The 23793-nt window shown below is 60.3% G+C and carries 26 protein-coding genes; 19 read left to right on the forward strand and 7 right to left on the reverse strand.

The window, feature by feature from the left end:
• Positions 1–11: 11 nt before the first annotated feature.
• The 4 genes from ACSR1C_RS18130 (at position 12) to ACSR1C_RS18145 (ending at position 7924) form a co-directional block, all read left to right on the forward strand.
• Positions 12–923, forward strand: coding sequence for an ABC-three component system protein (locus ACSR1C_RS18130; RefSeq protein ID WP_096705227.1), 912 nt, complete (start codon positions 12–14; stop codon positions 921–923).
• Positions 920–1165, forward strand: coding sequence for an ABC-three component system middle component 6 (locus tag ACSR1C_RS18135; protein WP_460260576.1), 246 nt, complete (start codon positions 920–922; stop codon positions 1163–1165). The genes ACSR1C_RS18130 and ACSR1C_RS18135 overlap by 4 nt, the downstream gene beginning before the upstream one ends.
• On the forward strand, positions 1162–2922 hold the full coding sequence (locus ACSR1C_RS18140; RefSeq protein ID WP_460260577.1) for an ABC-three component system protein: 1761 nt from the start codon (positions 1162–1164) through the stop codon (positions 2920–2922). Before ACSR1C_RS18135 ends, ACSR1C_RS18140 begins: the two co-directional genes overlap by 4 nt.
• A 112-nt stretch (positions 2923–3034) precedes the next feature.
• The gene (locus ACSR1C_RS18145) at positions 3035–7924 is read left to right on the forward strand and encodes a DEAD/DEAH box helicase (protein ID WP_460260583.1); all 4890 of its coding nucleotides are present in this window, start codon (positions 3035–3037) and stop codon (positions 7922–7924) included.
• 84 nt (positions 7925–8008) lie between these two features.
• On the opposite strand, the gene ACSR1C_RS18150 is transcribed toward ACSR1C_RS18145, so the two are convergent.
• From ACSR1C_RS18150 to ACSR1C_RS18160, 3 genes are all read right to left on the reverse strand, one after another.
• Complete coding sequence (locus tag ACSR1C_RS18150) at positions 8009–8587, reverse strand: hypothetical protein (protein ID WP_460260578.1); 579 nt, start codon at positions 8585–8587, stop codon at positions 8009–8011.
• A 158-nt stretch (positions 8588–8745) separates the two neighbouring features.
• Entirely contained in the window at positions 8746–9444 is a 699-nt protein-coding gene (locus ACSR1C_RS18155) for an SOS response-associated peptidase (RefSeq protein ID WP_460260579.1), read from the reverse strand.
• A gap of 9 nt (positions 9445–9453) precedes the next feature.
• Complete coding sequence (locus ACSR1C_RS18160; RefSeq protein WP_460260580.1) at positions 9454–9759, reverse strand: hypothetical protein; 306 nt, start codon at positions 9757–9759, stop codon at positions 9454–9456.
• Positions 9760–9810: 51 nt separating this feature from the next.
• On the opposite strand from ACSR1C_RS18160, the gene ACSR1C_RS18165 reads away from it, so the two are divergent.
• The 7 genes from ACSR1C_RS18165 (at position 9811) to ACSR1C_RS18195 (ending at position 15918) form a co-directional block, all read left to right on the forward strand.
• The gene (locus ACSR1C_RS18165) at positions 9811–11010 is read left to right on the forward strand and encodes a DNA polymerase Y family protein (protein WP_460260581.1); all 1200 of its coding nucleotides are present in this window, start codon (positions 9811–9813) and stop codon (positions 11008–11010) included.
• A 720-nt stretch (positions 11011–11730) separates the two neighbouring features.
• The gene (locus ACSR1C_RS18170; protein WP_460260802.1) at positions 11731–12129 is read left to right on the forward strand and encodes a DUF3768 domain-containing protein; all 399 of its coding nucleotides are present in this window, start codon (positions 11731–11733) and stop codon (positions 12127–12129) included.
• A 254-nt stretch (positions 12130–12383) separates the two neighbouring features.
• Positions 12384–14210, forward strand: a complete 1827-nt coding sequence (locus ACSR1C_RS18175; protein ID WP_460260801.1) for a ParB/RepB/Spo0J family partition protein — start codon at positions 12384–12386, stop codon at positions 14208–14210.
• A 47-nt stretch (positions 14211–14257) separates the two neighbouring features.
• A complete protein-coding gene (locus tag ACSR1C_RS18180) occupies positions 14258–14890 on the forward strand; it encodes a hypothetical protein (protein WP_460260800.1) in 633 nt (210 codons plus the stop codon).
• Positions 14883–15146, forward strand: a complete 264-nt coding sequence (locus ACSR1C_RS18185) for a zinc finger domain-containing protein (protein WP_088716891.1) — start codon at positions 14883–14885, stop codon at positions 15144–15146. Before ACSR1C_RS18180 ends, ACSR1C_RS18185 begins: the two co-directional genes overlap by 8 nt.
• A 66-nt stretch (positions 15147–15212) precedes the next feature.
• Positions 15213–15452: a hypothetical protein gene (locus tag ACSR1C_RS18190; RefSeq protein WP_460260799.1), complete on the forward strand. Its 240-nt coding sequence runs from the start codon at positions 15213–15215 to the stop codon at positions 15450–15452.
• A gap of 103 nt (positions 15453–15555) precedes the next feature.
• The gene (locus ACSR1C_RS18195; protein ID WP_088716893.1) at positions 15556–15918 is read left to right on the forward strand and encodes a hypothetical protein; all 363 of its coding nucleotides are present in this window, start codon (positions 15556–15558) and stop codon (positions 15916–15918) included.
• A gap of 77 nt (positions 15919–15995) precedes the next feature.
• On the opposite strand, the gene ACSR1C_RS18200 is transcribed toward ACSR1C_RS18195, so the two are convergent.
• A complete protein-coding gene (locus ACSR1C_RS18200; RefSeq protein WP_181180965.1) occupies positions 15996–16370 on the reverse strand; it encodes a thermonuclease family protein in 375 nt (124 codons plus the stop codon).
• A 502-nt stretch (positions 16371–16872) separates the two neighbouring features.
• Here ACSR1C_RS18200 and ACSR1C_RS18205 point away from each other — a divergent pair.
• Positions 16873–17223: a single-stranded DNA-binding protein gene (locus ACSR1C_RS18205; RefSeq protein ID WP_074647520.1), complete on the forward strand. Its 351-nt coding sequence runs from the start codon at positions 16873–16875 to the stop codon at positions 17221–17223.
• A gap of 307 nt (positions 17224–17530) precedes the next feature.
• The gene (locus ACSR1C_RS18210) at positions 17531–17692 is read left to right on the forward strand and encodes a hypothetical protein (RefSeq protein WP_157903891.1); all 162 of its coding nucleotides are present in this window, start codon (positions 17531–17533) and stop codon (positions 17690–17692) included.
• 605 nt (positions 17693–18297) lie between these two features.
• Here ACSR1C_RS18210 and ACSR1C_RS18215 read toward each other — a convergent pair.
• From ACSR1C_RS18215 to ACSR1C_RS18225, 3 genes are read right to left on the reverse strand one after another with little or no spacing between them, the layout of a single operon-like run.
• Positions 18298–18639 (reverse strand): hypothetical protein, encoded by a 342-nt coding sequence (locus ACSR1C_RS18215; RefSeq protein ID WP_460260798.1) that lies wholly within the window; start codon positions 18637–18639, stop codon positions 18298–18300.
• A gap of 22 nt (positions 18640–18661) precedes the next feature.
• Entirely contained in the window at positions 18662–19087 is a 426-nt protein-coding gene (locus ACSR1C_RS18220) for a type II toxin-antitoxin system VapC family toxin (protein WP_088716897.1), read from the reverse strand.
• A complete protein-coding gene (locus ACSR1C_RS18225; protein ID WP_074647545.1) occupies positions 19087–19332 on the reverse strand; it encodes a type II toxin-antitoxin system VapB family antitoxin in 246 nt (81 codons plus the stop codon). Before ACSR1C_RS18225 ends, ACSR1C_RS18220 begins: the two co-directional genes overlap by 1 nt.
• A 771-nt stretch (positions 19333–20103) precedes the next feature.
• On the opposite strand from ACSR1C_RS18225, the gene ACSR1C_RS18230 reads away from it, so the two are divergent.
• From ACSR1C_RS18230 to ACSR1C_RS18255, 6 genes are all read left to right on the forward strand, one after another.
• A complete protein-coding gene (locus tag ACSR1C_RS18230) occupies positions 20104–20319 on the forward strand; it encodes a hypothetical protein (protein WP_088716850.1) in 216 nt (71 codons plus the stop codon).
• Positions 20316–20525, forward strand: coding sequence for a hypothetical protein (locus ACSR1C_RS18235; protein WP_460260831.1), 210 nt, complete (start codon positions 20316–20318; stop codon positions 20523–20525). The genes ACSR1C_RS18230 and ACSR1C_RS18235 overlap by 4 nt, the downstream gene beginning before the upstream one ends.
• Positions 20522–21040 (forward strand): hypothetical protein, encoded by a 519-nt coding sequence (locus ACSR1C_RS18240; RefSeq protein WP_460260832.1) that lies wholly within the window; start codon positions 20522–20524, stop codon positions 21038–21040. Before ACSR1C_RS18235 ends, ACSR1C_RS18240 begins: the two co-directional genes overlap by 4 nt.
• Positions 21041–21051: 11 nt before the next feature.
• On the forward strand, positions 21052–22404 hold the full coding sequence (locus ACSR1C_RS18245) for a DUF4942 domain-containing protein (protein WP_460260833.1): 1353 nt from the start codon (positions 21052–21054) through the stop codon (positions 22402–22404).
• Between the two features lie 64 nt (positions 22405–22468).
• Positions 22469–22669, forward strand: coding sequence for a hypothetical protein (locus ACSR1C_RS18250; RefSeq protein ID WP_460260834.1), 201 nt, complete (start codon positions 22469–22471; stop codon positions 22667–22669).
• A 177-nt stretch (positions 22670–22846) separates the two neighbouring features.
• Positions 22847–23188 carry a hypothetical protein gene (locus ACSR1C_RS18255; RefSeq protein ID WP_460260835.1) on the forward strand — a complete coding sequence of 114 codons (342 nt, stop codon included), beginning with the start codon at positions 22847–22849 and terminating at the stop codon, positions 23186–23188.
• Positions 23189–23793: the final 605 nt, after the last annotated feature.

Here is a 23793-nt window from a genome sequence, read left to right on the forward strand (position 1 = left end):
ACGGTCTAAGCATGGATAGCCTCCAACGCGCGTTCTTTCAGTTGAAATTCCGGATCGCCTTCCTTGAACGCAAGGCAAAGGCGTTCGAGGACTTGTTCTCAAGGATCATGGGCCACGCTGCCCCCGGTGATTTTCAGGCTGTGCGGCCCTACGGAAATCGCGGCGACCTAAAATGCGATGGCTACCGCGTCAGCGACAAGACCGTTTTCCAGTGCTACGCACCGTCCTTCATGAAGCTGGCGAACCTGCTCGCCAAGATGGATGAGGATTTCAACGGAGCGGTAGCGCATTGGGGCAACCGCATGGACCGCTGGTCCTTCGTGCACAACGAAGATGACGGTCTGCCCGCCGACGCGACGCAAAAGTTGGCGGACCTTGGCACGGCGAATCCGACCATCCACCTCGACCAGACTGGGTATTCAGAACTGTTCGCAGTCGTCATGGCGCTTTCTGTCCCGCAGCTCGAAGACCTGTTCGGTTCGGTCCCGTCACAGCGCACGATGGCCCAACTGGACTACGAGGCCCTGCGCCCTGTTGTGTCCCTGATCCAAAAGCTCTCCCCGGACGACAACCCGCCCCTATCAGCCCCTTCGGCGTCGAAGCTGGACGCGAACGATCTCTCGGCCGACGCCGCCGAGTTGCTGCGCCAAGGCCGCCGTCGTGAACCATTGGTCGAGCGGTTTTTCAACGACTGGCCCGATCCGAGTTTCGGCGAGGAGATTGCTCAGGGGTTTCGAGAACGGTATCAGGCATTGAAAGCAGAAGACCTGTCGCCCGACCAGATCTTCACTGCACTGCAAACCTTCGCCGGAGGCATGGAGGGGACACCGGCGCATCAGGCGGCGGTTCTCGCGGTCATGTCCTACTTCTTCGAGCGGTGCGACATATTTGAGGATCAGATCGGGGAGGACGTGGGAACATGATCCTGCCGACCAAGCATATCAGACCAGAACGCGCGCTACTGACTATCGGAGCGGAGATTTTGGGTTGTTTGCGCGAGCCGATGACCGTCTCCCGTGTCTGGGACGAGCTTCGCAAACGGCGTGGCGAAACGCCGGAACCGTCTGCGATCACATATGATTGGTTCATTCTAGCGCTGGACCTTCTTTTCATCGTGAAGGCTGTGGATTTCGACAGCGGTGTGCTGCAAAAGGCAGCCACATGATCCATACGATCACGAGCGATCTCGATAGTTTCAAGGCGCTGACGTTTGCGCCAGGGCTGAATATTCTTCTCGCGGAGAAGAGCGCCGACGCAACGGACCGCCAGTCTCGCAACGGGGCGGGTAAGACGAGCTTTGTTGAGTTGATCCACTTCCTGTTCGGCGGCAACGCCAAGCCAGACAGCATTTTCAGGACGGACGAGTTGGTCGCATCCGCATTTGAGATGCAGATCGACATTGGCGGGCATGTCATTTCGGCAGCGCGATCCGGTTCGAAGCCATCTCGCATCCGAATACAGGGCGAGACTTCCCACTGGCCAATAGAACCCGCCTTGGAAGCCAAGACCGGAGATCTTATTCTATCGAACGACAACTGGAAATTTGACCTTGGGGTGCTGATGTTCGGCCTCCCCGTGGACCCTGACGCCCAAAACCGCTTTGGTGCAACGTTCCGATCCCTCTTCTCCTACTTTGCCCGCCGCCAGAACAGCGGAGGGTTCGTTCAGCCGACCCAGCAATCGGGTCAGCAGCAAAATTGGGATCAGCAGGTAGCGGTGTCCTACCTTCTCGGTCTCGACTCCGGTATTTCCCAAGAGTTTCAAGAAATCCGAGCGCAGGAAAAGGCGATGGCGGAGCTTCGCAAGGCCGCGAAGCAGGGCAACTTGGGGAAGTTCTACGGCAACGCTGCTGATTTTCGCACACGTCTGGCCATTGCCGAGACCAAGGCGCGGCAGCTTCAGCAGCAGCTCGCCACGTTCAATGTCGTCCCGGAATATGCGGCGATTGAACAGGAAGCGTCAGAGATTACTCGGACCATTTCGGCCGTCAACGACGAGAACCTGATCGACCGCGAGCTGATCCTGCAACTCACGTCCTCGCTTGAGGACGAGCGCCCACCCGCCGCCGACAACATCGAAAAGCTCTACAGCGAGGCCGGCGTCGTACTTCCGGGCACGGTTGGCCGGCGCTTCGATGAGGTCGCGCAGTTCCACGAAGCCATCGTTCGGAACCGTCAGGCCCATCTATCGGCTGAGATCGCAGCCGCCGAGATACGTATTTCCACAAGGGTTGCCGAACGTATCGATCTCGATCGGCGGCGGGCACAGCTCATGGGAATACTTCAATCTGGCGGCGCTCTAGAGCATTATTCGAAGCTCCAGGAAGAGGCTGGACGGGCCGAAGCGAATGTCGAAGGGCTTCGCCAGCAGCTAGAGATTGCCGAACGGATTGAAAGCACGAAAGTCCAGCTTGAAATCGAACGCGCCCGTCTCCGTCAAGCTCTCCAAAACGACCTCCATGAGCGCAGCCCCATTGTGAACGAAGCCATTGTCATATTCGAGGAGCTTTCACAGGCACTTTATGAACAGGCGGGAAACCTGACCATTGCGGCAACACCGAACGGCCCGACGTTCGAAGTGAAGATCGACTCGCAGCGCAGCAAGGGCATCACGAACATGCAGATTTTCTGCTTTGATCTGATGCTGGCCGAGTTGGCTACCCGTCGTGGCATTGGCCCAGGTTTCCTGATCCATGACAGCCATCTGTTCGATGGTGTTGATGAGCGTCAGGTCGCGAAGGCCCTACAACTTGGCGCTGACCATGCGGCCAGAGTTGGGTTTCAGTACATCGTGACGATGAATTCAGACGCTCTCCCCCAGGATGGTTTTCGTAAAGACTTTGATGTTCAGAGCTTCGTCAACCCTACCAAGCTAACAGACCAAATAGAGACTGGTGGATTGTTTGGTGTTCGATTTGGCTGATACGGGCCCACACCATAATCCACTATATCAGGCCAGTAGCGACGGCTAAAGACATCAAAAAGAACCGCTCTCAACTCAATTTTAGAGACCGGGCAGAAGGGGCAGATTGAATATGCAACTTATTGGATTATTGGAGAATTACCGCTCTGCTTCCACCAACGAACGCGAGAAGGGCGACTATTTTGAACGTCTGGTTCGCGTGTTCCTCACCCACGATGACGTCCAGAAGCAGTTCTACTCTGCGGTGGTTCCCTTTGCGGAATGGGCCAAGGAACAGGGCTGGAGCAATGCCGATACCGGGATAGACTTGGTGGCAACGCTGGCGGACGGGTCAGGATATGCGGCCATCCAGTGCAAGTTCTATGCCCCGAGCCATGTGATCCAGAAGCCAGATATCGACAGCTTCATATCAGCGGCGTCAAACGATCTCTTCACCCGGCTAGTCATCGCGGATACCACGCAGAAAGACTTCGGGCGCAATACCAAGGAAACCCTCGACAAGCTCTCGAAGGACTGGAACCGGATCGGTATCAACGAGTTGGAAGCCAGCCGGATTGACTGGTCGCAGTTCATCCGCACCGGGAATGTCAGTCTCGCGCCTAAAAAGACGCTCAAGGATCACCAGCGCGAAGCCTTGACGGCAGTGACCGAAGGTCTGGAAGAGACAGATCGTGGCAAGCTGATCATGGCCTGCGGCACGGGGAAGACCTTTACTGGCCTTCGGATTGCCGAAACCATCGGGGGACCTGGTAAGCGCGTGCTGTTCATGGTGCCGTCGCTCGCGCTGATGTCGCAGACCGTTCGGGAATGGAAGAACGACTGCCAGGAAGAGTTCACGGCCTTTTCCGCTTGTTCGGATACAAAAGTCGGACGCAACGCTGATGCGGACAGCCTGGATCTGAATGTCCACGACCTCGCTTTTCCAGCGACGACAGACCCAGAGAGGCTGGCCCGACAGGTCAAAGACGCTGATCCAGCGAAGATGACGGTGGTGTTCTCGACCTATCATTCAATCGACGTGCTGACGCGGGCACAAATGAACCACGGCCTGACCGCGTTTGACTTGGTGATCTGCGACGAAGCGCACCGAACCACCGGTGTCACCCTCAAAGACGAAGACGACAGCAATTTCGTCCGCATCCACAGCAACGACTACGTGGCCGCAAGCAAGCGCCTCTACATGACGGCCACACCAAGGATTTTTGGGGATGCGGCTCGGCGCAAAGCCGACGATCACGATGCAGAACTGGCCTCGATGGATGATGAGATCAAGTTCGGCAAAGACCTGTTTCATCGTGGCTTTGGTTGGGCCATCGAGAATGACCAGCTTTGCGATTACAAAGTCATCGTTCTCGCAGTGGATGAGGGACTGATTTCCAACACCATCCAGAATCGTCTTAAAAATGGGCCTGAGCTGACACTCGACGACGCAACCAAAATCATTGGATGCTACAAGGCGCTGACCAAGAGCGACCTGAAAGGCGATCTGACATTCGACCCTCGCCCCATGAAGCGTGCACTGGCCTTCTGCCAGAGCATCGACAAATCTAGAGTTATCGAACGCGAATTTGCCAAGGTTGTTGATGAGTATACCGGCAGCGACCTGTTTGACGACGGAGGACATCTGAGCACAGAGGTCCGGCATGTAGACGGCACTTACAACGCCAGTGCCCGTGACGAGCTTCTGAACTGGCTAAAGGCTGATGCGGGAGACGATATCTGCCGCATTCTCACCAATGCCAAAGTCCTGTCCGAGGGCGTGGATGTGCCCGCTCTCGATGCCATCATGTTCATGCACCCGCGCAAGAGCCAGATCGACGTTGTGCAATCAGTTGGCCGCGTGATGCGCAAAGACCCCAAGGGCGAAAAGAAACTGGGCTATGTGATCCTGCCCGTCGCAATCCCGCCTGATACGAAGCCAGAAGAAGCCCTGAACGACAACGAGCGTTACAAGGTTGTTTGGCAAATTCTCAACGCACTGCGCGCCCATGACGAACGTCTCGATGCGCGGATCAATCAGGCCGATCTGGGCGAGGATATCAGCGACAAGGTAGAATTCATTCGGATTTCGTCAGAAACTGAGATGAAAGACCTGACTGCTGTGGTGGACGACTTCGCCACCAGCAAGACCAAGGCCGAAAAAGCCGGGGCTGATATCGGCAATGAAGGCCGCGATAGCCAGCGTTCTGGCGATCCTACAGCCGTGCAGGGCGCATTCGTCTTTGACGAGTTCACCCGCGCCATCATGGCCAAAATCGTCCAGAAATGCGGCACCCGCGAATACTGGGATACCTGGGCCAAGGACATCGCCAAGATCGCTCAGGACCACATCATCCGCATAACCACAATTGTCGGGCAGCCAGGGGCCGAGCGCGACGCTTTCCTCGCTTTCCTTGAAGAGCTTCAGGACGATCTGAACCCCGCCATTACGGAAGCGGAGGCCATCGAGATGCTGGCGCAGCACCTCATCACGCGCCCCGTCTTCGACGCACTGTTCAAGGGCAGTCAGTTCACCAAGGCAAACCCCGTTTCCCGCGCGATGGAGATCGTGCTGGGCCAACTACACGAACACAACCTGGCCAAGGAATCTGACAGCTTGGCCAAGTTCTACGCGAGTGTGGAGCGCCGTGCGGCCGATGTGGTGACAGCGCATGGGCGGCAGGAGCTTATCTACAAGCTATATGACAGCTTTTTCAAAGGGGCCTTTCCGGTCCTAACGCAGCGGCTTGGCATTGTTTATACGCCGGTTGAAGTGGTCGATTTCATCATCCACTCGGTCAATGACGTGTTGAAGTCGCAGTTCGGTCAGACCCTTGGGTCCGAAGGCGTCCACATCCTCGATCCCTTCACCGGCACTGGCACCTTCATCACCCGCCTGCTGCAATCCGGCCTGATCGCGCGCGAAGAATTGGCACATAAATACCGCGAGGAAATCCACGCGAACGAGATCGTCCTGCTGGCCTATTACATCGCTGCGATCAACATCGAGACGGTCTATCACGAGCTGATGCAGGGCGAGTTGGCGGAAGATGCGCCCTACGAGCCGTTCAGAGGCATCCTGCTGACCGACACCTTCCAGATGTATGAACAGGAGCGCGACATGGTTGCCAACCTCCTGCCCGACAACTCCGAGCGCCGCACGCGACAGAAGGCCCTCGACATTCGCGTGATCATCGGCAACCCGCCCTATTCGGCGGGGCAGAAGAGCGCGAACGACAACGCTGCCAACATTGACTATCCTCAACTGGATGCGTCTATCAGCGCGACTTACGCGGCGCACTCCAAATCCTCGAACCTTCAGAACCTTTATGACAGCTACATCCGTGCCTTCCGATGGGCCAGCGAGCGCATCGGTGACGCAGGTGTCATGGCTTTCGTTTCGGGCAGCGCATGGATTGAACGATCATTCGCTGATGGGATGCGCAAGTGTTTGGCCGAGGAGTTCAGCGACCTCTACATCTTCCACCTGCGCGGTGACATCCGGAAAAACATGCTTTCGAAGGGGGCGGCACGCGAAGGGCAAAACGTCTTTGGTTCGGGCAGTATGACCGGCATTTCCGTTGCCGTTCTGGTTAAGAACGCCAACGCGAGCAAGCACGGGCAGATACATTTTCATGACATCGGGCCCGACCTGACAACCACGCAAAAGCTTAACATCATTCGTGATTTCGCTTCCGTTGACGGAATTTCGAAATCTGGCGGTTGGAGCGCGATCACACCGGACGAGAATAGTGACTGGCTCGATCAGGTGGATCGTAACTTTGATAAATTCATTCTCATTGGGTCAGGCGAGCGGGGCGGGCCAAGTGAGGACGCGGTATTCGAACTGGCCAGCCTAGGAATCAACTCCAACCGCGATCCTTGGGTCTACAACTCGTCGCGGCAAAAGCTGTCGTCCAACATGCAACAGATGATCGCGACCTACAACGCAGAGATTGACGCTGGAAAATCTTTGGCCGATGCGACCAATGATCCGAAGAAAATCAAGTGGTCAAGCAGTCTCACCTCCAAGTATGAGCGTGGCATCTGTGGCGAATTTTCAGGCGGTTGGATCACTGAGGCGCATTATCGCCCATTCTGTATTCAGAATTTCTACGGCGAACCTATCTTCGTTCACCGCTACGGAAAGATGCAACGCATTTTCCCCGACCCGAATCTGGAAAACTTGGTCATCCAAGTATCTGGAACGGGCGCGCGAGCGGGATTTGCCGCGTTGATGAGCAACAGGCTACCTGACCTCCACACCATCGACTCGGGCCAGTGTTTCCCCCTCTACCTCTACGAAGAAGCCCAACCCGAAGAGGGCCTCTTTGCCACCGAGGGCGATCAGGCCAGCGGCCTCACCCGCCGCGATGCGATCACCGATGAAGGCCTTGCGCATTTCCAAGCCGCCTATCCGGGGGAAGAGATCAGCAAGGAAGACCTGTTCTATTACATCTACGGCCTGCTGCACGCGCCCGACTACCGCGAGCGGTTCAAAAACAATCTCGCCAAGGCCCTACCCCGCATCCCGGCGGTCACGAGCTTTGCCGACTTCGCCGCCTTCCGCGACGCGGGTGGCGCCCTTAGCGATCTTCATGTGAATTTCGAAGCGGCTGAACCCTACATGGTGACCTTCAAAGAAGGTGATCACGCCCTTATCAATGAGGCGCAGAACGACCCGGTGAAGTTCTATCGCGTCACGAAGATGAAGTTCGGTGGTAAGGGTAAAGAAAAGGACAAGACCACCGTCATCTACAACGGCAACATCACGATGGAGAACGTGCCGTTGGAGGCCTACGATTACGTGGTCAACGCTAGACCCGCGCTCGAATGGGTGATGGAGCGGCAGGTGGTCAAGCAGGACAAGGCCAGCGGCATTGTCAACGACGCGAATGACTACGCCAATGAGACAGTGGGCGATCCGCGCTATCCCCTCGACCTGTTCCGCCGCGTGATCACCGTGAGTCTGGAGACCATGAAGATCGTCAACGCACTGCCAGAGTTGGATATCGAGACGTGATGATCATCTCTCGGAGCGGTGCCGAAAAGCTGGACCGGCCCGCTGCCCCCGATCTCTTTTACGTGAGGGCTGCGTGAGGACAGACTACAGGAAGCTCGCCAGGGCACCAAGAAACGGCGCGAAGACGGTAACGTGGTTCGCCGCCGCGGCCATGAAGCTCTGGTAGCCTTCTTTGAACCCTTCTTTCGAACTGGCCGTTTCCATTTTTTCGATAGCTTCACGGATGGCGTGAGCGTCGTCAGCCGGAATGCTGGACCTGTCCAACTCTTCCCGAAGCGCGCGTAAGGTTTCCGAGGCGCCAATCTCCATCGCCAGGTTCTGCGAGTTGTCTGTGGAATTGATGTTCACCCGAGCATTGTTGCCCTGGATGTTGTTGATGATCGTGCTGGGTTGTGCTGCTGGTGCATCGCTACGCTTCACCTTTGTCTGGAAATGCGCCTTCATGCCACTTAGGCCAGAATAGAAACCCGGCTCGTTCACAATATACTCGTCCACAAGCCCTGACGGTAGCAAGCGGAGAAGCCTGTCCCCCGGTTCAATTGGCAGGGTCGCATCGTCCATGAAAATGGTCTTGGGTTGCACCATTGCATGGATATTCTCTTTCGCTACCGTGCCGTCTTTCTTTACGAGCGTGACACGATCGTTCAGCATTCCTTCAAACATTAATCATCCTCTCAAATTACTTAGCAAAATTGAAAGTAAGGGGGCGCTGATCAACGTGCAATATAGCAGGAACGCCGGAGGGTGATCTTCCCTGTCTTTTCATCTTCCTGAAAGTATCCTCGGGGGAGCGCCGCCAGGCGCGGGGGCCGACAGCCCCCTCAGCCCGCACGCGGGCTGTCGCCACAGTCTTTCTTTTCTCCCACCCCGTGCAAGACGATCCGCATCCTGTCTGCCGGGAATGGCCGGACCAGCGCGGCCGCTTCATCCGGGCTGCCCGCCAGCCAGGTCTCATAGCCCGTCGGTTCGAGGATCACCGGCATTCGCCCCTTCGCATGGATAGGCCGGATCAGCTCGTTCGCTTCGGTCGTGACCACGGTATGCCGAAGATCCGTTTCATCATCTTCGATCATCTCGCGATTCTCCGCCCGCCAGAGCCCCGCGAAGGCGAAGGGCGGCCGTTCATCGGGATCTTCGCCCGTGAGCGCAAACCAATAATCCGTCGCCGGCTGCCTGCCCTTGGTCTCGTTGAAGCTCGTGACAGGGACCAGGCAACGCCGATCCTCAAAGCTGCTGCGCCAGAGGCCACTTTTTCGTAGCTTGTCGTCGCGCGCATTGTTCCAGGCGGCGGGCTTGATCGGCTTGCCGGTTTTCTTCGACACCTGCGGCGTGAGAAAACCCCATCGCATTTCGATCAGCTCGCGCTTTCCGTCAGCATCGAGGTGCACCACCGGCGCCAGTCCCTTCGGGAAGATAGCCGGCCTCGGTTCAGCGTTCCCGAGCCGATCGAGGTCGGCCGAGACCTGGAACAGCCGGCGCATGGCCTCTGCCGTGGCGATGTTCGCATATAGATTGCACATTCCGCGCCCCTACAGTCCGGCCCATCCTCGGATCATCTTCGCCACGCGCAGGGCCTCCGCCCGGCGCAGGCTTTGATTTTCGATCCGTAGTGCCTTGAAGAAGGCACCTGTCAGCATCGGCCCTTTCTCGATGTTCTTCCGAACATAGAGCATGGCCGAGAGAAATTCTTCTGTCTCCACATCGCGATCCGCGCAATCGGCCGCGGCCGTCTCGACGAGGGCAAGCACCTGGCGCAGCTCGCCCACGATCAGAATTTCTTCTGACCAGTTGCCACCGAAAGCCACGTTCCGAAGTTGATCCTTGCGTTCCGCCATGAGAACAAAATAAGAACATATGGTATTTCTCTACAAGCAGGATCGTGACGCATGACCCCGATGCGGTCTTTATACATTGATATGAATAGCTTTTTTGCCAGCGTGGAGCAGCAGGCCGATCCGTCGCTGCGCGGAAAGCCTGTCGGCATTACCGCCATCAGCGCCGAATCGGGGGCATGTGTCGCGGCGTCCTATGAAGCCAAAGCCTTCGGCGTCAAAACCGGAACGCGCGTCTACGACGCGCGCCGGTTATGCCCTGGCATCATTTTCCGCCCGAGCCGCCATCGCCTCTATGTCCGCGTGAACCAGAAGATCGCCGGCGTCATCGACCAGATCGCTGAGCTTCAGGCCGTCCGCTCCGTCGATGAATTTCAGGTCGCACTCGGCGGTCAGACAGCAGAGCTGTCGGCCGCGCTCGATCTCGGCCGCCGCCTGAAGGCCGCGATCCGTGAACAGGTCGGATCGGAGCTGCGCTGTTCTGTGGGTATCGGGCCGAACCACCTGCTTGCGAAGATCTCCGGCAAGCTCGAAAAGCCGGACGGCCTGCAATGGCTTGCCCCGGAAAACATGCCCGACCGCATCGCGCATCTGTCGCTTGACGATCTGCCGGGGATTTCCCACGGCATCAAAGCCCGGTTGCAGAGAGCCGCCGTGTGGGGCGTTGCAGAACTCTATGCGCTCGATCCGCGCCACGCCCGGCAGATTTGGCGGTCTGTCGAAGGCGAGCGGTTCGTTCGAGCGTTGCAGGGCATGGATATTCCGCTCTTGCCCACGCAGCGAAACGGTTACGGCAACTCAAAGGTTCTCGCTCCGCAGTATCGCCGGCCGGATGCAGCGCGTTTGGTTGGCCGTTGGTTGACTGAAAAAGCGGTCGAGCGAATGCGGCGCGACGGTTATTGCGCCCGGCGGTTTTCCCTCATGATCCGGCTGCCTGAAGGCCGCGGTTGGACCCGTGCGAAAACCCTGACGCCGAGCCAAGATTCCACGATTTTCCTGAAGCTGTTCGAGGGCCAATGGGCGCAGTTTAGCGATGAGCGGCACGGATATGTGCTGTCGATCGGCGTCCACCTGGGCGAAGTCATCCCGCTTTCCGAGCGGCCGGGCGAGCTGTTTCTACCGCTGGTGCCGGGTGAGCCGAACAAGCAGGAGAAGCTGGCAGCAACCATCGACCGGATCAATCGCCGGTTTGGACAGAGGGTTATCAGCTATGGTGTGCATCAGGATCATCCGGGGTTCTTCGAGAAGGGGTAGTTTCCGGGCGAATCCTGGTCGTTTGCTATCGCGCCCGCCCAGGAGCGCGCCCTAGGCTCCGGCCGGCAAGCGGCCTGCGCCCCGAGCCTTTCCCCCTGCCCGTCCCTGCGCCAAGGGTAGCGCCGCCCGCCGTCTCGTCCCGAGCCAACGGGCAGCGCGGCGCATGGTCCTGTCAGGGGGCCAGTCTCGGCCCATTCGGGTAACGGTCGCTTTCGCAGCGCCAGACCTTACCACAGGTCGCCTCACTTCCCTTCGCTGTGTGGAAGGCGCGTCCAGCTCGTCGCCTGCAAGGCCCCTGCCCCGTCCCCCTGGCCGGGGTGGGCTGGAAAGCTCTGGCGGGAGGGGGTTCGGAGATCCCCGCGCGAGCGCGGCGATCACACGGCAGGGGGGATTCGGACAAGCCGAACGCCCCCTGCATCCTTGGGCCAGGCCGCGCGAGCGCGTCCTGTCCGTATCGGGAACCGCCGGTTCCCCCACGCAAGCCCCATGAGCGGCGTCAGGGGGGGTGTCCCCAACCACGGTCTCGGCCGGGGGCCGAGCTGCGTGGCCGGGTGATCCCCCTCCCCCCCTTCCTTGTCATGGAGCTTGCGCGGGCCCCCCTCCTGCCCTCGCCGGGAGGCAGGCTTTCAGGAGAGGGCCGCTTGCAGCGGTCCTCGCCAGAAACCCCGCCCCAATTTTCGGCACCAGACCGGATAGGGCATCACCACAAGGAGGCCAGACATGGCTGATATTCATTCGGAAAACACCGCAGATGCGGCTGTCGAGGCAGCGCGGGTCGCGCTGATCGCAGAGCAGAACGACCAGTTCCGCACCACATGGGGCGCAGACTTCACCGTTCCCGGCCAGATCGTCATGACGCGCGGCGTGGCCGCACTGTCGCACGATGCACAAGTGGCGATCATGGTCGCGGTAATGCAGTTTTCCGAGTTCACCGAGGACAACGACCCTTACGGCACCCACGATTTCGGCATCTTCACCGTGGCCGAAGGCGAACGCGAGGTTCGGCTTTACTGGAAAATCGACCTTTACGACGCGGGCTATGAGTTCGGTTCCGACGATTGCACGGACACCGCCAAGACCCGCCGCGTGCTGACCATCCTTCTGCCCGAGGAATATTGAGTTCGGCCCGCCCCGCGAGGGGCGGTGTCCGATAGGCGCAGCCCGCGCCGGGAAGGAGGTGAGCAAATGAGCAATGATTGGAGACTGGCCCGTATCGCAGAAGCGTGGGCGCTGGTTGGGAAAGGCGGCCTGTCGGCCAAGATCGGGACCGCCTTCCTGAAACAACACGGGGCTATCTAAGCCCCCTCGCCTCAGCCCGTCAGGGCTGGGGCACCAATAACACGAAAACTCACCACACGACAAGGATAAGACCCATGACAAAGCAAGAGACGATCATCGCCCCCATCGAACAGGTTCCCTTCGATGATCTGTATGTTTCCGACCTGAACCCGCGCACCGTGTTCAGCCCCGAGGGGATCGAGGCACTGGCCGAGAATATCCGCCAGCTTGGCCTGATCCAGAACCTCGCAGGGCTGCGCGACGAAACCGGCAAGGTCGGCATCGTGGCCGGAGGCCGGAGGCTTCGCGCCCTGGCCCTGCTGCAAGACGATCCGCGCTTCGCTACGGTTTCCGTTAAGATCGCGCCCGATCAGGCGACCGCCGAGATTTGGGCATCGAGCGAGAACCACCACCGCGAGCAACCCCATGCCGCCGATGAAATCCGCGAATATGGCAGCATGGCCGAGCGGGGCGTTCCTGTTCCCTCCATCGCCATCGCGTTCGGCGTCAATGAAAAGCACGTCTATCGCCGCTTGAAGCTGGCAAGCCTGCCCGTGTCGGTTCTGGACGCCTTGAAGGCCGGGGAAATCACCCTGTCGAACGCCGCCGCCTTCACTGTCAGCGAGGACGAGGCGAACACGTTGGCCGTGCTGGAAAAGGTGCGCGGCGAGGGCTACAGCGATCACCAGATCAAGCAGATGCTCAAACCGGACTCGGTGCGCAGCACGGACCGGCGCGTGAAGTTTGTTGGCCTTGAGGCTTACGAGGCCGAGGGCGGGCGCGTCACTGGCGACCTTTTCGCAGACCAGACCTATTTCGATGATGTTGCCCTGCTGGACGAACTGTTCAAGGCGAAGCTGAAAGCCACCGCCGAGGCCATGACCGGCGACGGTTGGAAATGGGCCGAGGCGATGGACACCACCTATCTCGGTTATTACGAGATCGAGGAACGGAAACTGGACCGCATCTATCGGGATGAAGGGACGTTCACCGAAGAGCAGTCAGAGCGTTACGACGAACTGGCGGAATTGGCCGAAGGTGAGGTTCTGGACGCCGAGGGCGAGGCCGAACTGGCGGCGCTGCAAGCCGTGTTGGATGGTGCATTCAGCGCCGAGCAGAAGGCCGTTTCGGGCGTCCTTGTCTACGTCAACCAGAGCGGCGAGGTTCAGACCGCCGAGGGGCTGGTGACGCGCGAGGACCGGGCCGCCGCCATCGAGGCCGGGTTCCTGCGCAAGTCCAGCCATTCGAGCGCCGAGGCCGAGCCGAAATCCCCCATCAGCCAGAAGCTGCGCGACGACCTGTCCCGTGTCGCACAGGGCGCACGGCAACATGCGGTGTTGCGCGATCCCGATCTGCTGATTGACCTTCTGGCTTACCAGTTGAGCCACGCCCTGCGCTGGAACGATCCCCTTGGCATCGCCACGACCGAGGTTCCGAACTGGCCTTCGACCGAGGCCGAGGGCTATGCCCTTGACGAGCGCCTGACCAGCAACCCGCCGCGCGATATGTGGGATGCGAAAGACCTTGGCGCATCCTTCCGCGCGTTTCGCAAGAAAGGCCCGGAGCATGTGCGCGGTGAACTGGTCCGGTTCCTTGCCGCTCAATATCGGGGCGGCGACGAGAAGCTGGCCGCGATGATCGACAAGGAGACGCAGCCGAATATCCGCGAAGTCTGGACCCCCAATGCGGCGAACTTCTTTTCCCGCGTCGGAGGCCCCTACCTCAACGATCTGTGGCGCGATCTGCTGGACCTGTCCGACGATCACCCGACCGCCACCAGCTTCGCCAAGCTGAAAAAGGGCGAGAAGGCCGACAAGCTGGAAGCCCTGTTCCGTGGCGACCACGATCTGCGCAGCGCCCTTGGCGTCACCGACGAGCAGGCCGCGAAGATCGGCGCATGGCTGCCCGAAGGCATGAAGTGAGATCGAGGGCGGGGCGTCAGCGCCCCGCCCGCCGATGGAGGTTTCCCATGAGATTCAAGCGTTCACCCCGACACCCGTTCACCGACACGCCCCGCAAGCGGGCCGCGCTGCGCCGGAAACAGCGTCTTGAGCGTGAAGCCCTTCCGTTGCTGGCCGATCAGATTGCCGAGGCACAGCCGAGCGAGGACCGCGTTATGGCAGACCGCGCTCTGGCATGGTCCGAACAGGAAGTCAGGGAACGTCGCGCGCGGGCAGAGAAGTGGCATGAAGCCCGCCGCCAGATCGACGCCCTGCCCGGCGATGAGCGCCGCGCCGTGCGGCGGGCATGGGACTGCGCCCCATACCCCGCCGACCCGTCTTATCTGTTGAGCGTCCTGCACAGCTACAGCCAAGGCAGGATCGACTTGAAACGCCCGCCTTTCCCGCTGTCGCGCACCGACGCCTCGGGCGCGAGGATCGCGAACCTGTTCGCTTCATCTGACCTGTTCGTAACGATCCTCAAGGCACGGGAGATTGCCGCCGATCCTGATCGTCACCCGCTGCCGGAACGTCACGCAGCTTATCACCATCTTCAACTGGCGGCATCGAAGAACAAGGATCGCGACCGCGCCGCCCAGGATCGCGTGTTGGCCTCACAGCTATTCCTTCGCCTCGGAGAATTGGAGAACGCCCATGCCTGATTTCACCGCCCACCGTCATCCGGTCCTTGCCGTGCGCTGCCCCGATTGCGGCAGAGCGCCCGGCGTCTGGTGCCGTCGCCCGAGCGGCCACATGGCGAGCGACTTTCATCACAGTCGCAAGGTGGAGGCGGATCGCGTCTTCATCGACCAGCACGGACCTGACGCCAGCATCCTGCGCGACGGCGACGGATGGATCATTGATCCACGCGGGCGCGTCGGCATTCGGCCTCAGCCCGAGCAACTGGCTTTGTTCTGAGGGATATTCATGGCGCTGGCGAGAACTGATCGACTGTGCTACGACTGGAACTAAAGGAGAACTTAGATGTTTGATCGCCGCGCTCACGCTGAAGAAATCATTGCCGAACTGATCGGCAAGATGTGGAACTGGTTCTTTATCGGAGCTGCTGGCGCGACTATCGTGATCGCCGCTTGCATCGCGTTCTTCGCGGGGGTCAACGTCCCCAATCTGATTTACTGGATCGGCACAGCCATCGCCTTCGGGTGCTTCGCACAAGCCGCCAATCTGTCGAACGAAATTCGGAGCCGCCGCGCGCATCTTTGACGCCGGGCAGGCCAGCTTTTTGAGAATATCCTTGTGGTGAGGATAACACTGGCCCCGCTCGCGCGGGGCCTCTTTTTTCCAGGGACCGACATTCAGGACGATCATGCACGACGACGACGAAACCACCTTCAAGGATAGGCTCGATCTGGTTCAGTATCGCATGGCCGAGATCGTCTTTTGTCCGGGCCGTGTCGTCCGGGCCTGCTGGCGTGGCGGGCGACCGACGATCAACCGCTATATGCTGGCCTTCCTGACTGTGTTCCTGCCTGCCCTCGGATTCGGCATCGTCATGGGATGGGCCATGAGCGGGTCCGAGCATTTCCTGTTCGGCGCGGATCGGACATTCACCCGGCAGCTTGGCGAGGCGTTCATGCTGATCTGGATGATTGCCGTTCTCTACCTGCTCGCCATCGGCATCACGATTATCGTCATGGGCTGGTTCCGAAAGGGACCGCGCCGAGGGTGATGCCCGGTGCGCCGGGACTGCGCCCCGACGCACCGGCCTTGCGCTACCCGCGCAGGGGCCGCTGCGCGGCTTGGCCGTCAGCACCAACCCTGCCGCCTGCCCCCATTGTATTCCCGCGCCAGCCCTTCCCCGATCAGGATACCGGCCACGTCCGCACGACCGATGTAAAGCCGCGCTAGCCCTCGGTCATATCGGTCGCGGCCCGGCAACACGATCAGTTCCACCAACTCGCCCGAGCCGATCAGCTCGCGCAAGCGCCTCGTCGCCTCGTCACCAAGCGCCTTTTCATATGCACATTGCGGATCGTAGGTTTCCGGCGTGTCGAGACCGACCAGCCGGAACCGCTCACCGCCCAGGTCAATCGTGTCGCCGTCGATCACATAGACTGAAGCCGGATTGATCGGCTCTGCCGCCGTCCCGGTGTCGATCGACAGCAAGGCCGCGACGATCATCGCACCTGTTGCCGCAACTCCAAACAAGCGCCTGCGTCGCGCATGTTGTCCGCGTCTCGATCCAGTTTCTCGCCGCCAGTTTCGCAAGCCGCTCTGCCCTCTTCTGTTCCTGTGCCGGTTGTCGCTAGGCCGCCATCGGGTTTCCCTTGACCCATTTGCCGCTGCGCAGATGAGCATCCGTCGCCCCAGGTTTCGACCGTCGCCGTGATTGTCCTTGCAGTATGAATCGAGCCCCTGTCGAGATCCACACGCCGCTGCCTTCCTTGATCTGGAACCGACACTGAAATTCGTGCAACCTAGGTATTCACCCGTCTCCTTGGCCCGTGTTTCTCAAACGGAACATTGCTTGTTCCTCTCTTAGCGACCGTCCGGGGCTAATGCCCCGCCCTTCAATCAAAAAATCGGTTTCCGCTTTGCGGACCCTCCGATTTTTGGTTTGATCGCATCGAGGACCAGCATGACCGTTTTTCATCGAAACACTAAGATACCAAGGAGACAAAAAATGAATACCTTCGCTGAGTTTGAAATCATCGGTCGGGTCGGTCAGATCAAGGAAGGCAACGGCGTCCTCTGGGTTTCCATCGCCGCCGAGTATGGCCGCAAGGACAATCACGGCGACTTTCAGTCGAAACCCTTCTGGAACGACGTGAGCATCTTCAACGAGAACGTCATCAAATGGGTCAAGGAAAACACCGTCAAAGGCGACCTGGTTCGCGCGACCGGCACCATCCGCTCCGAGAGCTACGAGACCAATAGCGGCGAAACCCGCCACGGCGTGAAACTGGCCTGCGACAACTTCGCCAACCTGGCCCACATGATCCGCAAGCAGATGGAGCGGCAACAGGCGGGCTGACCGCCCGGGCGGGCCTCACGGCCCGCCTGCCCTTCGGGCGCGGCGCTGCGCCCCGACCAATCGGCCGCCCCCATCGAGAGGGCGGCCGATCGCGCTTCACAGCCTTCAGCTCCGAACCGCCGACAAGCGGCAATGCGACACTGGACCCCTGCGAAGGTGCAGGGTCTGCCTCCTTGAAAAACAGCGGCCACTCTACACGGCGCGGCGAGCCGTCAACACCAAGCCCTTCGGGGCGCTGCGCGCGTGTTGACGGCCCGCCTTTCCCGCCGTGTCGCCGAGCCTCGTTTTTTCAATCAGGAGACAGACCATGAAATTCATTCGCAAGCGTTCCATCAAACTTCGTCGCATCGCCGCTCGCCGGCTCCGAGCCATCCGCAAGCTGCTGCGCGCAATCGACCTCAGCCTTACGATCTCGATCAACCTCGGCTTCCTGAAGGTCGGGATCACCCTCAAGCGCCGCCCCGAGTAGGGCGGCTGCAACGGCCAGGCCCTCCGGGGCTTGGCCTTTCTGCATTTCATCTTCCCTGAAATATCCTCGGGGGAGCGCCGCGAGGCGCGGGGGCAGACAGCCCCCTACAAGAATGTTTGGTTTCCTTCGAGCCACAGTTCTAATTTAGCTGTGTGCTGGCGTGCATGATATACGGTCTCTCGGACTGTCCAGAATGTGCCGAAAGCACATAAAGCTGCTATCGTGTAAAACGTTCGATCTGTGAACAAGCTGAGATCCCAAACGACGTAAGCAACCAAAGCGACAAGGGGGAAGATGCCGATCAGGAGCGAGAGCAATGCGGCTCGGGAGCGATGCCGATATACCTCCGTCAAGAGTTGGTCGTGGCCGCTCGCCAAGATCGGATCGACCACGCGCTCTTCCCAGCTTTCGCGCTTTTTCCGACTCGCGATGAACCGGCCTCTGAGTTCAAGAAGGGATCGGAACGGGTTCAGCATGAGCATGAAATATCACAGAACACTGGCAGAGAAAACAGAGCGGAGCTGTCCAGCCTTTCCTCCGCCCCTTTCATTTTCCCCAAAAAATCCTCGGGGCAGCGCCGCCAGGCGCGGGGGCAGACAGCCCCCTCACCGCTCCGGGCACATGCGCCGCAGCGCGGCCATTCCATCCGTAATGGCCGGGCCGTTGGGCACCTGAAGCTGGCCCAGGTTCTCGGTCACGGCCGCCGCCGCCGCCAAGGCGTCGTCATCGCCGCTCGTCGCCAGATGCGCCAGCATGGCGGCCTGATTTTGCAGCATGTTGCCGGTCACTTCGATGTTGGCGATGTTCGCCTGCACCATCTGCGACATGGCCGCGCTCACAAGCTCGCAATCGTCAGCCGAGCCTTCCTGCGCATGGGCTGCTGCTGCGCCAACCAGGTATGCCGCCGCTGGCAGGCTGCGCATCACGTTTGCCGCTATCAGTTTCATCGAAAGCTCCTTTCTTCCGACCTCATGCGAGATCGGTCTTCGCAAAATCATCGCCCTTGTAGAGCAAGGGGGCATGAAACGCCTTAGCGGCGGCGTAGGCGAGGGCGTCACCCATGTTGAGTTTCGCCGGATGACCGGCCACCTTGCCGTATTTCCTCAACGCCGCGATCGCCGCCGAGCCCATGCTTTCGGTGAGGTGCATTTCACGAACGCCGAGTGATTGGAGCAGGTCTGCGACAAGCTCGCTCGCCTTGTCGAAGTGCGCCTCGCTGATATGCGTTACGCCATCCTTTTCCTTCAGATCCCGTGCGATCCCGAGCGTCGTTTCTACCCGCACAACCGGCGAAATCATCAGCTTGCCTCGGGCCTGTTCCATTGCTTTGAGCATCGCCGGGGCTTCCGGCTCATTCAGCAGCACGGCGCAAAGCGCGCTGGCGTCGATGAACATCAGTCATCACCCCACAGCTCATCCATGAACGGCTTGTCGTCGGATTCGCGCGGTTTCAGACCTGCCTCGGCTGCCTTTCGCTGAACCTTCGCTACACGTTCCGCGAGGGTTTCCTGCTTCTCCAACGCCGCTATACTATTGAGCAAGGCCGTGCGAACCGCTTCGGTTTTGTTCCTTGCGCCAGAGGCAGCAAGGTAGCGGTCAACGAGCTTATCTACGTCAGGGTCTTTGATGTAGAGGGGCATGTGCATATCCTTTCAGGATATACAATATAGCCGAAAAGTATATCCCGCAAGTGCTAGTATCTTCGATTGTTGAATTTCGTGGCGAATCCCGGTCGTTCGTGACCTCGTGCGGTTGCTCGAGGACACGCCCGCCCAGGACCGCGCCCTAGGCTTCGGCCGACAAGCGGCCTGCGCCCCGAGCCTTTCCCCCTGCCCGTCCCTGCGCCAAGGTGCGCCGCCCGCCGTCTCGTCCCGAGCCACCGGGCAGCGCGGCGCATGGTCCTGTCAGGGGGCCAGTCTCGGCCCATCCGGGTAACGGTCGCTTTCGCAGCGCCAGACCTTACCACAGGTCGCCTGCAAGGCCCCTGCCCCGTCCCCCTGGCCGGGGCGGTCTGGAAAGCTCTGGCGGGAGGGGGTTCGGAGATCCCCGCGCGAGCGCGGCGATCACACGGCAGGGGGGATTCGGACAAGCCGAACGCCCCCTGCATCCTTGGGCCAGGCCGCGCGAGCGCGTCCTGTCCGTATCGGGAACCGCCGGTTCCCCCACGCAAGCCCCATGAGCGGCGTCAGGGGGGGTGTCCCCAACCACGGTCTCGGCCGGGGACCGAGCTGCGTGGCCGGGTGATCCCCCTCCCCCCCCTTCCTTGTCATGGAGCTTGCGCGGGCCCCCCTCCTGCCCTCGCCGGGAGACAGGCTTTCAGGAGAGGGCCGCTTGCAGCGGTCCTCGCCAGAAACCCCGCCCCAATTTTCGGCACCAGACCGGATAGGGCATCACCACAAGGAGGACGATTTATGTCCGCACGTCTTTTTTCTCTATGGTCCGAATATGACGGTCTGCCCGGCGCGGAAGTGGTCTATTCCGCCAATCCCGACCTGCTGCGCAAGATGGGCCGCGATCATCACGCAGCCGCCACGCACAAGCCCGATCTACGCTTGCTCGATCCCGAAGGCAAAACCGTCGCAACGATGGATACTTGGGCGACTGACTGGACGGAGATGGGGGCATGAGTGCCCCCAACAACACCCCCGACATTCAGGCAGCGCGCATCCTTGATGCACTGACCGCGCTCTATTCTGACGCCTCCGGCCAGGTAGCCGATCTGATGGAGTATGCGCTTTGCGACCTGCGCCATCTGGCCGATCAGCATGTGATCTGTTTCGGCAGCACGGATCAGAAGGGGTATCGCACCTACCTTCAGGAGAAGGCCCAATGAAACCGCAGATTTCACTCATCGAGGGGCGGCACCTGACCGCCTCCGACAAGCGCAATATTCTGGCTTGCATCGAGTATCAGCGCGACAAGCATCCCGCCACATGGGGCGCGGATTGGCTGGGCCGGAAATCTTCGCCCAAGCGATACACCGTCGCGCCGATCCCGGAGACGACGAACCGCTACGAAGTCCGAATCCGCGAGCACTACCGCAACGATTATGGCTGTCCCTGTGAGCGCACGGCCCGCCTTGTGATCGAGACCAAGGGTGTCGATCCCCTGCCCGCCGCCAAGTCGCACCCGGCTTGGGACAACGACGACCTTTTCGCAGCTCATGCCTCGGGGAACCGAGGCATGAGCTGGCGCACCTTTGAGACCCGCGAACACCCCGACGACCTGCCCCGCGTCCACAAGGACGAGGCAACGGCATGGCGCTACGCCAGCCGCACCGGGCACGAGGTTTGGGAAGTGATCGAATATGGCCCGAACGCTGGCGAGCGGTTCCTGGGCCAAGGATGAAGGACGAGAGCATGACATTTCACAGCGAATTTCCGAAGATTGGCGAAACCGACCAGAAGGACCACGGCGCACCGGCAATCCGGCGCAGCCTGTCCGAGATCGTCGCGGAGTATGATGCAAAGGCCGAAAGCATCCCCGGCGCCATCGAGGCTTTCAAGAGGGCCGAAACCGCGATCAATGCCGCCGCTTGCATCGGCGGCACCTACGGCGGGCGCGTCTTTGCGACCGATCCGAGCCTATACGAGCGCGACGTGCGCCTGACCCTGCTGCGATCCGCATGGAAACACGTCTACGAAGGCTTGAATATCGAGAACATCGCCAGCGCCAAGGACCGGCAGCAGCTCGACTTGAAGCTGACCAAACCCCTGCCCTTCACCTTGGAAAATATCGCTGAGGTGTTCGGGAGCTATTTGCTCGATCAACGCTTTCACGTCCTCAAGGGGCTGGCCGAATGCTTCACCGATCTGGACCCGGCCTATAAGAGCCATTCCAAAGTGAAAATCGGCGTTGAGGGCCTGCCGAAACGGATCATCGTTTCCTATGTCACCGGCTGGAACAGTTGGGGCCGGGAGCGGGTGAAAGATACCCTTAACGCCCTGCGCGTCTATCGAAGCCAGCCGCGCTATACCTACCGCGAGTTTGAAGACACGATGGACGAGGCGCAGCGCCACGGCGAGGCTGATTTCTGCGGTGGCATCATCCGCGTTTTCAAGAATGGCAACGGCCACCTGATTTTCGACCCCGAGGGCCGAAAAGACATCAACCGCGCCCTGGCCGAGTTCTATGGCGAAGTGTTGCCCGACGCGCCAAACGAGGCCGAAGCGAAGCGGCCAAGCACAGAAGTTGCCCGCGATCTGCAATTCTATGCCAGCCCCCGGCCCGTGGCAGAAACCGTGATCGACGCCCTGCACCTTAGCGGCGGCGAGGAAATCCTAGAACCGTCTTGTGGCGACGGCGCACTGATGGACGAGCTGGCCCGGCGCAACGCCGATCTGCGCGAAAACCGGATGAGCGGGGCCGTGTCCGTCACAGGCGTTGAATACGACGCCGCCCGTGCCGACCTGGCCCGCGCGAAGGGCCATCACGTCATGACCGCGAATTTCCTTCAGGTCGCGCCCGATCCGCGGTTTGATAAGGTGGTCATGAACCCCCCTTTTTATGGGCGGCACTACAAGAAACACCTCGATCACGCGGTGAAATTCCTGAAGCCCGGCGGCTGTCTGGTCTGCATCCTGCCCGCATCCGCCTACTACGACCACGGCACCACCATTGGCGACTGGCGCGATCTGCGCGTAGGCAGCTTCGCCAGCTCTGGCACGAACATCCCCACCGGATACTGTGTCTATTACAAGCCCCGCGCCTGATCGTCGGGCGGGCCTTCCGGCCCGCCCTTCCACCTAGTATTCTGGCTACAAAGGAGTTTTCGACATGATGCAGAGCATCTATCTTCGCGCCTATCTGGCAGGCTACACGGGCCGGCATATCCCCCGTTCGATCCGACGCATGTTCGCCGGTAGCACCCTTCATCGCGCCTGGCTACTTGGGAGAATGGGCTTTTTCGAGCAGGATGGTGTTCGCTATGGCCCCGCGAACCCCTACGGAATCGGTGACGACCAGACCTTCGCATGATCTTCGATCTTTCATCTTCCTGAAAATATCCTCGGGGGAGCGCCGTGAGGCGCGGGGGCAGACAGCCCCCTACGCCCTTTATCGCCAGTGCATCCCTGTGGCAGGAATCCGCCATTCGGTGATGCACTTTCTGTCTGCAATGCTATAATATTGCTGCGTAGCAGACGAGGAATTTCCGTGGCCAACAAGATCCAGCTTACCCCGAATGTAATCAGCGAGCAGGGCTTGCGGCAAAGCCTGGAACATGGCGGACAGCTCGAAATAGAATGCCGTGAAAAGCCATTCCGCAAGGGGCCGAGCTGGCACGGCCTTTGGGTCATGAAGAGTGTCGATCCATCCGGCGATGTTCAGATGCTGGTGACGGCCCGGATGGATGCCGCGCGGGGCGGGTTCAAGGTGAGAGAGTTCAAGACTGCGACCGGGATTATCTCTTTTCTTGCCGACTGCGGTTTCGCCGTCGCCCATTTCCCGCTTCGCGCCGGTGAAACGACGACACTGCGCCTTCAGCTTGCGGCTTGATCTATCGTCGGCTCATGGGGGGTCGGACTAGCCGAACGCCTCCATGAGCGGCAGGGGAATCGCCGGTTGCCCCGCCCAAGGCTGTCCGATTGACGGGGCGAAGGGGTTTCCCCGGCCTTCCTGCGCCTCCGGCTTCGTGCAGGCCGGGTGATCCCCCTCCCCTTCGCCCCTACGAACAACGTTGCGTGACCTTACCCATGAGTGCCGGTCTCTGGCGGGAAGGGGTTCGGAGATCCCCGCGCGAGCGCGGCGATCACACGGCAGGGGGGATTCGGACAAGCCGAACGCCCCCTGCATCCTTGGGCCAGGCCGCGCGAGCGCGTCCTGTCCGTATCGGGAACCGCCGGTTCCCCCACGCAAGCCCCATGAGCGGCGTCAGGGGGGGTGTCCCCAACCACGGTCTCGGCCGGGGGCCGAGCTGCGTGGCCGGGTGATCCCCCTCCCCCCCTTCCTTGTCATGGAGCTTGCGCGGGCCCCCCTCCTGCCCTCGCCGGGAGGCAGGCTTTCAGGAGAGGGCCGCTTGCAGCGGTCCTCGCCAGAAACCCCGCCCCAATTTTCGGCACCAGACCGGATAGGGCATCACCACAAGGAGGCCAGACATGGCT

It is taken from the genome of Actibacterium sp. D185-2 (assembly GCF_054954595.1).